Source organism: Marinimicrobium sp. UBA4209 (assembly GCF_002381585.1).
In the GTDB taxonomy this organism is placed as follows: Bacteria; Pseudomonadota; Gammaproteobacteria; order Pseudomonadales; family Cellvibrionaceae; genus Marinimicrobium; species Marinimicrobium koreense.
The window spans coordinates 46,039-57,118 of record NZ_DFTP01000031.1 but is presented as its reverse complement, the minus strand read 5'-3'; the positions used below and the strand labels follow the sequence as shown (position 1 = coordinate 57,118).

Here is an 11,080-nt window from a genome sequence, read left to right as displayed (position 1 = left end):
GTGCGGTGCTTTCACCGAAGACCCGCACCATATCACCTTCATCGCCCAGACGGTAGACCTGGGGGTCCATCACCGGGTTGCCCTGGCGGAAGTAGTAGGCACTGTCGGCGGGCAGTACCAGCGCCGGCAGGGCCGCGACCGGGGTGTCCGCGGGCAGCAGGTGGTGGTCCAGCAACTCCGCCATCCCCTCGCCCCGCTCCGCCTCCAGCGCTTCCAGGCTGACGGCGTTGGCCACATCGAAGGGCCCGCTAAGGGTGCGGTGCAGCCGCTCAACCCGGGCGCCGCAATCCAGAGCCTGGCCCACATCTTCCGCGAGGGTACGAATATAAGTGCCCTTGGTGCAGAGGACTTCGACGTCAATCTCCGCCTGGGGGCCCGGCCGAAAGTCCAGCAGGTCGATCCGGTGAATGGTCACCGGCCGGGGCTTGCGCTCGACCTCTTTACCTTCCCGGGCCAGTTTGTACAGCGGCTGGCCGTTGAGTTTGAGCGCCGAGAACATGGGCGGAACCTGCTCAATATCCCCCACAAACTGCTCCAGCGCCCGCTCTACCTGTTCGCGGGTCACGCCCGAGGCGTCGGCCTCGTGCAGCACCTCACCCTCGGCATCACCGGTGCTGGTGACCACGCCCAGGCGAAACGTGCTCTGGTAACCCTTCTCCGCATCCAGCAGAAACTGGGAAAATTTGGTGGCCTCACCAAAGCACAGCGGTAACAGCCCGGTGGCCAGGGGATCAAGACTGCCGGTATGCCCCGCCTTGGCGGCGAAAAACAGCCTTTTGGCCCGCTGTAATGCATGGTTGGAGGACATCCCGGCAGTTTTGTTCAGCAGCAGTACGCCGTCAATCGGACGACCTTTGCGACGACGCGCCATCAGGCCTCCCCGTCGGACTCATCGTGGTGACGGGCCTTGTCATCCGCCACGGCCCGATCGATCAGGTTGGACAGCTCCTGACCACGAATGGCCGTCTTGTCGTACAGAAACTGCAGGCGCGGAACCGTGCGCATGTTCATTTCTTTGGCCAGCAGGGTGCGCAGGAAGCCCGCGGCACCGTTCAGACGCTTGGCGCCTTCCACGCCCTGCTCGTCGCTGTCATTGCCCACGAAGGTGACGTACACCTTGGCAAAGGCCATATCACGGGTCACGGTGACATCGTTGATGTTTACCATCCCGATGCGTGGGTCGCGGATTTCCTGGGGAATCAACTGTGCCAGGAGCCGCTGGATCGCATCGGACACCCGGTCCGAGCGGGTAAATTCTCTGGGCATTGCCAGCTCACCTCATATCTGATCGTGTTGCGCTATAAGACAGGAATGCCCCGGCGACTCTCATCACCGGGGCATGCGCTATCGAGCGGTGGGTGAATTACAGTTGACGGGCAACTTCCTTCACTTCGAACACTTCGATCTGATCACCGACCTTCACGTCGTAGTTCTTCACGCCAATACCGCACTCCATGCCGTTACGCACTTCGTTGACATCGTCTTTGTAACGACGCAGGGATTCAAGCTCCCCTTCGAAGATCACCACGTTATCCCGCAGAACGCGAATCGGCTTGTTCCGGTACACGGTGCCTTCGGTCACCATACAGCCGGCGACTTGGCCGAACTTGGGCGAGCTGAACACTTCGCGCACATCGGCAATACCGACGATGGTTTCGACACGCTCCGGCTCGAGCATACCGCTCAGGGCGCTCTTCACGTCATCCAGCAGCTGATAGATGATGCTGTAGTAGCGAATCTCGACGCCTTCGTTCTCAGCCAGACGACGGGTACCGGCCGGCGCCCGGACGTTGAAACCAAAGACAATGGCACCGGAGGTCAACGCCAGGTTGACATCGTTTTCGGTAATGCCGCCGACACCGGAGGATACGATGTTGACCTGCACTTCCTCGTTGCCGATTTCCATGAGCGAGGACTGGATGGCTTCCAGCGAGCCGCGCACGTCCGCCTTGACCACGACCGGCAGAATTTTCTTCTGGTCGCTTTCCATATTGGCAAACATGTTTTCCAGCTTGGCCGCCTGCTGACGCTGCAGCTTTTCCTTACGCTCTTTGTCAGCGCGGAACTCGGCAACTTCACGAGCCTTACGCTCGTCTTCCAGCACGGCGAAGTCATCACCGGCACTAGGGGCATTATCGAGGCCCAGAATCTCAACCGGCGAGGACGGCCCGACGGACTTGACCTGCTGGCCCAGCTCGTTGGTCATGGCGCGCACGCGGCCATAGCTCTGTCCAGCCAGCACCAGGTCGCCGTGGTTCAGGGTGCCCTGCTGTACCAGCAGAGTCGCCACGACACCGCGGCCCTTCTCAACGCGCGATTCAACCACCACGCCCTGAGCCGGCGCATCTTCTACCGCTTTGAGCTCCAGAATTTCGGCTTGCAGAGACACGGCTTCCAGCAGCTCATCGATACCGGCGCCGGTGTGGGCCGAGACTTCGATGAACTGGGTATCACCGCCCCACTCTTCCGGAATCACTTCCTTTGCGGCCAGCTCGTTCTTCACCCGCTCGGGGTCGGCGTTTTCCTTATCGCACTTGTTGATGGCAACCACGATGGGTACACCGGCGGCCTTGGAGTGCTGAATCGCCTCTTCGGTCTGGGGCATCACGCCATCGTCGGCGGCCACCACCAGAATCACCACGTCAGTACACTGAGCACCGCGGGCACGCATGGCGGTAAACGCGGCGTGGCCGGGGGTATCCAGGAAGGCGACTTCGCCCTGGCTGGTTTTCACCCGGTAGGCACCAATGTGCTGGGTGATACCACCGGCTTCGCCGGAGGCCACCTTGGTTTTACGAATGTAGTCCAGGAGCGAGGTCTTGCCGTGGTCGACGTGACCCATCACGGTCACCACCGGGGCGCGCGGCTTACCTTCGCCCTGCACCTTCACTTCCAGCTCTTCCTCGAGCTTGTGCTCGATTTCGTCTTCGCTCTTGAGCACCGCGTTGTGGCCGTACTCTTCGACCAGCAACTGGGCGGTGTCCTGCTCCAGCGGCTGGTTGATGGTGGCCATAACGCCCATTTTCATCAATTGCTTGATCACTTCGCCCGACTTGACGCTCATCCGCTGGGCCAGCTCGCCCACGGTGATGGTCTCGGGAATTTCTACGTCGCGAATAATCTTACCTGTCGGTTTTTTGAATGCGTGTTTGTTAGAGGCTTTGTGGGCCGCGCGCACACTGCGGCGACGAGCCAGAACCTCTTCGGATTCCGTTTCATCTTCCACCATCGCATAAATATCGGCCTTGGAGTTCTTCTTCGGGCCCATGGAACGCTTGCCCTTGCCGCCGGCGCGCTTGCGATGCTTGTTACCTTCTTCCTCATCAAACGGCTTACTGTGACGCTTTTCTTTCTTGCCGTGTTTGGTGTCTTCCTTTTCGGCCGGCGGCGCCACCGGTGCTGCCGCAGCCCGCTCGGCACGAGCTTCTTCCTGGGCACGACGCACTTCTTCAAGCGCTTTCAGCTCGGCTTCGCGCTTGGCTTCTTCCGCTTTGCGACGCTCCTGAGCGCGAATACGGATTTCTTCCGCGTCGTCGACAAAGGACGGACGCGTCGGCTCCGCCGGGGTCTCTTCGGACTTAGCCTCTTCGGTCTTGGCCTCGTCTGCAGGCGCTTCCGCGCTGCTCTCGGCCTGTTCGGCACGAGCTTTGGCTTCCGCCTCTTCCGCGGCTTTCGCTTCGGCCGCTGCTTTCTCTTCAGCCAACTTGCGTGCGCGAGCTTCTTCGGCCGCCGCATTTTCCGCCGCTATCTTCTCGGCCTCCAACGCCTCTTCCTCGGCCTGCACTTCTTGAGGATCGCGCTTGACGTAGGTGCGTTTCTTGCGCACTTCCACGTTTACCGTCTTGCGCGCCGCGCCACTACCGGTTTTCAGGGTAGTGGTGGTTTTGCGCTTGAGCGTAATCTTCTTGGGCCCGTCCGAAGACTCCCCATGGCTGGTCTTGAGGTAGGTCAGCAACGTTTGCTTTTCCTCGTCAGACACCAGTGCGTCTTCGGTTTTCTGGCTCAAGCCGGCCTCTTGCATCTGCTTCAGCAGACGCTCGACCGGTGCGCCCACAGATTTGGCGAGTTCGCTAACTGTTACTTCTGCCATTGTGTATCCTCAGTGTTGTTCGTTGCCCGCGGTGCTCGACCTGAATCAATTTAACCGTTCAGGAATCAGGCAAACCAGGGCTCGCGCGCCTTCATGATCAGCGCCGCTGCGCGCTCTTCATCCATGCCGTCGATGTCCAGCAGGTCATCAATAGCCTGTTCAGCCAGGTCTTCCATTGTGACGATACCGCGGCCCGCCAGCGTTTTCGCCAGGGCCTCATCCATACCTTCCATATTGAGCAGGTCATCCGCCGGCTCTGAGCTTTCTTCCGAGGCCAGGGCCTGAGTCAGCAGCGCGTCTTTGGCGCGCGCACGCAGCTCTTCGGCAATGTCTTCATCAAAACCTTCAATGGCGAGCATTTCATCCAGCGGTACATAGGCCACTTCTTCCAGGGAGGTGAAGCCCTCTTCCACCAGAACGCCAGCCACATCTTCGTCGACATCCAACGCATTCATGAACAGCTCAATATAACTGCCGGATTCCTCTTCCTGCTTGGACTGCCACTCTTCCACGCTCATCACGTTGATGTCCCAGCCAGTCAGCTCACTGGCCAGGCGGACGTTCTGACCACCGCGACCAATGGCCATGGCAAGATTGTCTTCCCCGACCGCCAGGTCCATGGAGCCAGTGTCTTCATCCACCACGATGGATTCAATTTCGGCCGGCGACATGGCGTTGATCACGAACTGCGCGGGGTTGTCGTCCCACAGCACGATGTCCACCCGCTCGTTGCCCAGCTCGTTGGACACGGCCTGAACGCGGGAACCGCGCATGCCCACACAGGCACCGACCGGGTCGATGCGACCATCGTTGGTGTTGACGGCGATCTTGGCGCGCAGGCCGGGGTCCCGTGCGGCGCCCTTGATCTCGATGACTTCTTCGGCAATTTCCGGCACTTCGATCTTGAACAGTTCGATCAGCATTTCCGGGCAGGAACGGCTCAAGAACAGCTGCGGCCCCCGCGTTTCATTGCGGACGTCCTGCAACAGAGCGCGCACGCGATCACCGACCCGGAAGATCTCCCGACCGACCAGTTGGTCCCGTGGCAACAGGCCTTCGGCATTATTGCCGAGGTCCACAATGATACTATCGCGCGTCACTTTTTTCACGGTGCCGCTGACCAGCTCACCGACCTGGTCGCGATACTCTTCCACCATCTGGGCGCGCTCGGCTTCACGAACTTTCTGTACGATCACCTGCTTGGCAGTCTGGGCGGCAATCCGGCCAAACTCGACGTTTTCGATTTTCTCGCGGCAGATATCACCCACCTTGAGGTCGGGATCTTTTTCAGCCGCCTCTTCAGTGGTCAACTGGGTGCCCAGCTCGGCCACCACATCATCACTGACCACCTCCCAGGTACGGAAGGTTTCATAGTCGCCGGTGGCACGATCGATCAGAACTTCAATATTCGAGTCCTCATCAAAACGCTTTTTGGTTGCCGTGGCCAGCGCAGTTTCGATGGCCTGGAAAATAATTTCTTTTTCCACACCTTTTTCATTTGACACCGCATCGGCGACCAACAAAATTTCTTTGTTCATGAGCTTGCCTCGTTAAACTCCTTCACCGCACTTAATTAAAAGCGTGGGACCAAATTCGCTTTTTCAATCGACCCGATCGACAGCGTGTGCTCCGCACCATCCACTATCAAGACTACCGAGTCCCCTTCAACCGCCTGTAATTGACCTTTGAACTTGCGCCGACCCGCGACCGGGGCCCGGGTCTTCAATGAAATCACTTCACCGATATAGTGCGCATATTGTTCGGGCGTAAACAGTGGCCGATCCATTCCCGGCGATGACACCTCGAGGGTGTAGCGGTTGGTAATGGGATCTTCCACATCCATAAGGCTGCTCACCTGACGACTGACCCGTTCGCAGTCTTCCAGATTAACGCCTTCCTCACCCGGGCGATCAATATAGATGCGCAGCGTGGAGTAACGCCCCTGGGTCAGATACTCCAACCCCCAGAGTTCACACTCCAGCGCTTCAACAACGGGCGCGATCAGCGCGTGCAGCTGTTCCTGTTTGGACGCCATGAAATCGGTTCACCTGTGTGGCGGGGTGCCGCCCTGAAAAATAAACGCCGGGAGCGATGTAAACGCGTCCGACGCGGGCCCGCAGAGCAACTGCCACGAAGGGCAGTTACAAAAAATGGGCCAGAGGCCCATTTTCGAAACTGCGGCCACAGGCCTCTGTGGCGGGGGTGCACCCCTTTTTACAAATACAAAAAAGCCCCATGACAGGGGCTTATTCGAGCGCCGGCTTCTTTTCGGACCGACTGGGAAAGCTGAACACCGTATAAAGGTCACTCATCAACTTTCCAAAATAAGTGGTAGCGGGGGCTGGATTTGAACCAACGACCTTCGGGTTATGAGCCCGACGAGCTACCAGACTGCTCCACCCCGCACCTTCAACTCGGCGGCACTGCCTAACCGAGGTGGCGAATTATAGGCATACACCCAGGGTGGGTCAACCCCAATTTCAACTTATTTCAAATACTTGCGCCATTAAGCTTCTTTACACTTGAGCATCCGGCCACGGTATCGAGCCGTATCCTTAACACCTATAATGACGCCATCAGGTTTCATTCCCATGACCCAATGCACGGAGGTTTTCGATGACACATCTACTACGCACTTTACTGGGCACCGCCACCCTTGCCCTGGCGGCGCTTTCCGCCCAGGCCGACAGTCCCAGCGCCTATATCATTTCCCCGAGCGATGGCGATACGGTCACCAGCCCGGTCACCGTGAAATTCGGCCTCAAGGGCATGGGCGTGGCCCCGGCGGGCGTTGAGCGGGACAATACCGGGCACCATCACCTGTTGATTGACCTGGAGACACTGCCCGACCTGGACATGCCGATTCCGGCGGACGATCAACACGTCCACTTCGGCGGCGGCCAGACCGAGACGACGGTGGAGCTGGAGCCCGGCGAGCACACGCTGCAGCTCCTGCTGGGGGACCACCTGCACCGTCCTCACGACGAGCCGGTGGTATCCGAGAAGATCACCATTACGGTCAGCGAGTAACGTGCACGCAACCGGCGCCCCACCAGGGCGCGCCGGTTGCGTCACTCAGACCACGCCCTGAATACGGGCAATCATAAAACTCACCCCGCTGAGCATCGTCAGCACCAGCAAAATCACTCCCAGTAACGTCCAGAGCCGGAACGGCTTGCGCTCGACACTATTCACACCCCGACGGGTAACCGCATCAACGCGCGCCTGATCTTCCGGGGTCAATTGAGGTTTATGCACTGCCTGCCTCCACGAGGACATCATTCAACCGGAGCACCGACTCGGCGGCGCCAAAGGCAGACAGTATAGAACGGGAAACGGGCCGGCAAAAGCGGCGGCGTGGCGGGACTTAAATACGCTGATCCAGGCGGTTACCGGAGCGCCCCTCACTGGTCAGGCCGCTGAGACCGACCAACTGGATGTAGGTGTCGATATTGCGCTGACGGGCATCCTCAACCAGCTCGCTGCGGCGGTTTTCCCGCTCCGCCTCCTCGCGCTCACGTTCCGAACTGAGCTCGTCTCGCCGCGCACTGGATTCGCCCTCCTCATCCGGCGATGTACGCCTTTCTTCGGCCTCCTGCGCCTCCATCTGGCGCAATTCGGCGCGTGCCTGAGCTTCCATTTGCGCCGCTTCAGCGGCCACCCGCCGATCGGTATCGGAGGGTTCGGCCGGCGCGTAGGCCGCGCGCCGAATCTGTTGCGCTTTTTCAATGGTCGCCTGAGGGTCGTTCGGTATCCGGCTGGTATCTATGGGGACCTCTCCCGACACCGCATAGGAAACGCCATCGGGGCCGTGCACGAAGTCGTACTGGGGGGCACCGGCATAACGACCGCCGAGGGCCGCATGGGCCTGCTCGTGCTGACGGACCTCACGATCCCGGGCCGCCAGCTCGCGGATTTCGGCCTGGGTTTCCAGCGCCTGCTGCTTCTCCCGACTGTCGCGGAAAGCGCTGCGAGGATCATCGGATGCGGGGCTGGCCGGCGACGCGCCGGATTCAGCCGTCAAACCAGCGCCCTGAGCCCCGGAAGACTGACCGATACTCGCCTCTGACGCCAGGGCCGCCTGGCCGGAAGCGGACAGCGTGACCCGGTCGTTGCGATTGGTTTCAAAGGGAGGCGGCTGATCGGTCTCTGGAGCGCTGGAGCGAATACGCGGGTCGCGGCTTTCCTGCTGCTGCCACTGCTGATCGGTTTCTCCGGGGCGCTGATCGGGGGAGCGGAAGTTCTCGCTTCGGGCCGTCTCGGCCGATTCCTCCAGGGGCTGGAGGCTGGAACCTCTGAGGTCCTCGGTTTCCTGCCCCACAGGGGCACGCCCGGCGGGCACAAAGGGCGCCACGGCGTTGGCAAAATTGGAGGGAATGACCGAGGCCATGATCGAAGGCGGCTATCAGGCCATGGTGTCAATCAGCCGACCGACATTTTCATCGGCGGCTTCAAGCACCCGGGCGTTACTGTCAAACACCTGCTGCTGGGCCTCGATATTGATCAGAGGCTCCACAATCTGCAGGCTGGAGGCCGATTCGGTCGCGGGCACGGTGCCCGACTGGACGATCTGCTGCGCCGAGCTGGTCATTTCAGACTGGCTGCGCTGCATGCCGATCAAGGCCTGATTGACGGCAGAACCAATTTCCATCGTATACCCCCTTTCATTGCGGCCTGAGCGGCCGATCTGAGAACGCTGTCCTCGTTAGTTTAGCGCGCCAACTGACCAAAAAACAATCAAGACCGGCAATTTATCAGAGTTTTTTGCAGTAAAACGGCCATTTATAGAACCGAACGAACTAACCGATCAGGGGGTCCAGGTTCAGGTGCTCGGCAACGGCAGAGGGGGTCGGCGAAGACAGTGTCGGTACCCAGCCAAGAAACGGCGCTCGCAGGCGTTGCCCAAGCGCGTCCACATTCTCCCGCAGACGCGGCATATCCGGGTCCAGCACGTTGGCTACCCAGCCGGCCAACGGCAAGCCATCGCGGGCAATCGCCTCGGCGGTCAACAGCGCGTGATTCAGGCAACCCAGGCGCACCCCCACCACCAGAATGACCGGCAAGTTGAGCTGTCGGGCCAGATCCGCCAGGGTTTCAGCCGGATTGAGCGGCACTCGCCAGCCCCCGGCGCCCTCGACGACGGTAAAGTCCGCCTGCCCCAGAACACCGCGGCAATAGCCTGCCAGACGATCGGTCGACAGGGGCCGCCGGGCTTCCAGCGCGGCAATGTGGGGCGCGATGGCCGGCTCGAGGGCCACGGGGTTGACCTGCTCGTAATCGAGGGGCGGATTGACCACCGACTGCAACAACAGGGCATCCTCGTTGCGCAATCCGTCCGGGGTCCGCTCACAGCCCGCGGCCACCGGCTTGAGCGCCGCCGTGGTCAGACCCCGACTGTTGGCGGCCTGAAGCAGGCCGGCTGCGATACAGGTTTTACCCACACCGGTGTCCGTGCCGGTGACAAAAAACGCGTGTTTTGCCATGGTGTGCAGTTCTCTTTCAACATCGGATTAAGAAGGTTTGCGCGCAGCGGCGTAATACACCTCGTAGCTGGCGGGGAGGAGTCCGTCCTCCCGGAACGGCTCGTAGGCAGCCTTGAGCGCCTGAATTTTCTGTCGCCCAGTGAGCCCTTCCGGCTGCCCCCGGTTGACATTGTGGGCCCCGAGCGCCTTGAGCTCCCGGGTCAAGTCGGCCAGCGCCTCGTAGCGCAGCACCCGCTCCTCGCGCAGCCACTCGGTGCCCTGGAACCCCGCCTGGCACAGTGCGTCGTCAACCGCCCGCTGGGGAGGAAAGCGGTTGACGTGAACGTAGCCGTCCACCCGCTGCCAGGCGCTTTTCAACTCCCAGAGCGTGCGCGGCCCCAGGGTGGAAAACAGCAGCCGCCCGCCCGGCTTCAACACCCGCTGCAGCTCGCCGAACAGGCTCGGCAGGTGTTCACACCACTGGACCGACAGGCTGGAAAAGACCAGATCCACACTGGCATCGGCCAGGGGTAATTCCTCGGCATCACCACACAGCCACAGAGCCGGAATATCGCGCTCCTGACGGGCAAAGCGGAGCATGCCCTCGGCAATATCCAGTCCGATCAGCTGCGCCTCGGGAAGCCGGTGGGCCAGCCGCTCGCCAAAATAGCCGGTACCGCAGCCCAGATCCACCAGGGTGTCCACCACCCCAAGGTCCTGCCCGCCCAACTGATTCAGTAGCGTCTCTCCCACCGCGCGCTGCAGCCGCGCGACACTGTCGTAACTGGTGGCTGCCCGGCTGAACGAGTGAGCGACCCGGCGCTTATCCAGTTGCCCGGTGGTCAGATTCAGAAAGTGCAGCACGGCCTCGCCCACCCGCTCTGGCTCACTCCAATGCATGGCGTGCCCCGCCCCGGCCACCACGGACACCCGCTGGCGCTGGTTGAGCGCCGGCAGCTGACCGGCAGCGGCCAGGGGAACCAGAGCGTCGTGCTCGGCATACAGGTGCAGACCGGGCTGCCGCAGTTGCTCGAAGGCACGGGCATTATCCAGGTCGGACAACAGCGTCAGCGCCTGGCCCCATTGAGGCCGAACCTGTTCAGGCTCCGGCTGAAGGTTTGCCAGCGCTGCGCGTACGTCCCGCTCGCGCTGATCGCCATGGGCGACCAGGCCCAGAAACCGTTTCAGCCCTTTGGCAGGGGCGCGCTCGAAATCGCGCTTGAATCGCTCGTTGGTGGCCGGCGCCATGGCCTCTGGCCAGCGCGCATCCGCCACAAAGCGCAGATTGCTGGCGAGGGTGACCACGCGGGTTATACGCTCCGGCCGCCGGGCGGCCAGTGCCACTGCAAGCATGCCGCCCAGAGACCACCCCACCAGAGTGGCCTGCGCCGGCAGGCTCTGATCAATGGCATTGAGTACGCTATCGAGCGAGAAATCCGCACCGGCCGGACTGTCGCCAAAGCCCGGCAAGTCCAGGGCAATGACATCGCTGTATTGGCGCAACCAGGGCAGTAGGGGTTCCCAGCTG

General features: G+C 61.1%; 11 protein-coding genes and 1 tRNA gene. 1 reads left to right on the top strand and 11 read right to left on the bottom strand.

The window, feature by feature from the left end; genetic code table 11:
• The 6 genes from truB to B3187_RS04685 form a co-directional block, all read right to left on the bottom strand.
• A partial coding sequence (gene truB, locus B3187_RS04710) for a tRNA pseudouridine(55) synthase TruB (RefSeq protein WP_286804830.1) occupies positions 1-871 on the bottom strand: 871 nt, incomplete at its 3' end.
• Positions 871-1,266 (bottom strand): 30S ribosome-binding factor RbfA, encoded by a 396-nt coding sequence (gene rbfA / locus B3187_RS04705; protein ID WP_123638140.1) that lies wholly within the window; start codon positions 1,264-1,266, stop codon positions 871-873. The genes truB and rbfA, both read right to left, overlap by 1 nt.
• Positions 1,267-1,363: 97 nt before the next feature.
• Positions 1,364-4,090, bottom strand: a complete 2,727-nt coding sequence (gene infB / locus B3187_RS04700; protein ID WP_123638141.1) for a translation initiation factor IF-2 — start codon at positions 4,088-4,090, stop codon at positions 1,364-1,366.
• Between the two features lie 65 nt (positions 4,091-4,155).
• Positions 4,156-5,628, bottom strand: a complete 1,473-nt coding sequence (gene nusA / locus B3187_RS04695) for a transcription termination factor NusA (protein ID WP_123638142.1) — start codon at positions 5,626-5,628, stop codon at positions 4,156-4,158.
• A gap of 35 nt (positions 5,629-5,663) precedes the next feature.
• Complete coding sequence (rimP, locus tag B3187_RS04690) at positions 5,664-6,125, bottom strand: ribosome maturation factor RimP (RefSeq protein ID WP_123638143.1); 462 nt, start codon at positions 6,123-6,125, stop codon at positions 5,664-5,666.
• A gap of 294 nt (positions 6,126-6,419) precedes the next feature.
• Positions 6,420-6,496, bottom strand: a tRNA-Met gene (locus B3187_RS04685).
• A gap of 210 nt (positions 6,497-6,706) precedes the next feature.
• On the opposite strand from B3187_RS04685, the gene B3187_RS04680 reads away from it, so the two are divergent.
• A complete protein-coding gene (locus B3187_RS04680) occupies positions 6,707-7,120 on the top strand; it encodes a DUF4399 domain-containing protein (RefSeq protein ID WP_024461093.1) in 414 nt (137 codons plus the stop codon).
• Between the two features lie 45 nt (positions 7,121-7,165).
• On the opposite strand, the gene B3187_RS04675 is transcribed toward B3187_RS04680, so the two are convergent.
• From B3187_RS04675 to bioC, 5 genes are all read right to left on the bottom strand, one after another.
• Complete coding sequence (locus B3187_RS04675; protein WP_286804825.1) at positions 7,166-7,348, bottom strand: DUF3094 family protein; 183 nt, start codon at positions 7,346-7,348, stop codon at positions 7,166-7,168.
• A 109-nt stretch (positions 7,349-7,457) separates the two neighbouring features.
• Entirely contained in the window at positions 7,458-8,480 is a 1,023-nt protein-coding gene (locus B3187_RS04670) for a putative metalloprotease CJM1_0395 family protein (protein WP_286804824.1), read from the bottom strand.
• A 15-nt stretch (positions 8,481-8,495) separates the two neighbouring features.
• Positions 8,496-8,741, bottom strand: coding sequence for a hypothetical protein (locus B3187_RS04665; RefSeq protein WP_024461096.1), 246 nt, complete (start codon positions 8,739-8,741; stop codon positions 8,496-8,498).
• Positions 8,742-8,889: 148 nt separating this feature from the next.
• Entirely contained in the window at positions 8,890-9,573 is a 684-nt protein-coding gene (gene bioD / locus B3187_RS04660; protein ID WP_286804822.1) for a dethiobiotin synthase, read from the bottom strand.
• A 27-nt stretch (positions 9,574-9,600) separates the two neighbouring features.
• Positions 9,601-11,080: malonyl-ACP O-methyltransferase BioC (gene bioC, locus B3187_RS04655; protein ID WP_286804821.1), on the bottom strand; the 1,480-nt coding region annotated here is incomplete at its 5' end.

Bases quoted from the DNA above. Each gene is read 5' to 3' on its own strand.
- rbfA (WP_123638140.1), bottom strand. From the start codon at position 1,266: ATGCCCAGAGAATTTACCCGCTCGGACCGGGTGTCCGATGCGATCCAG.
- infB (WP_123638141.1), bottom strand. From the start codon at position 4,090: ATGGCAGAAGTAACAGTTAGCGAACTCGCCAAATCTGTGGGCGCACCG.
- nusA (WP_123638142.1), bottom strand. From the start codon at position 5,628: ATGAACAAAGAAATTTTGTTGGTCGCCGATGCGGTGTCAAATGAAAAA.
- rimP (WP_123638143.1), bottom strand. From the start codon at position 6,125: ATGGCGTCCAAACAGGAACAGCTGCACGCGCTGATCGCGCCCGTTGTT.
- B3187_RS04680 (WP_024461093.1), top strand. From the start codon at position 6,707: ATGACACATCTACTACGCACTTTACTGGGCACCGCCACCCTTGCCCTG.
- B3187_RS04670 (WP_286804824.1), bottom strand. From the start codon at position 8,480: ATGGCCTCGGTCATTCCCTCCAATTTTGCCAACGCCGTGGCGCCCTTT.
- B3187_RS04665 (WP_024461096.1), bottom strand. From the start codon at position 8,741: ATGGAAATTGGTTCTGCCGTCAATCAGGCCTTGATCGGCATGCAGCGC.
- bioD (WP_286804822.1), bottom strand. From the start codon at position 9,573: ATGGCAAAACACGCGTTTTTTGTCACCGGCACGGACACCGGTGTGGGT.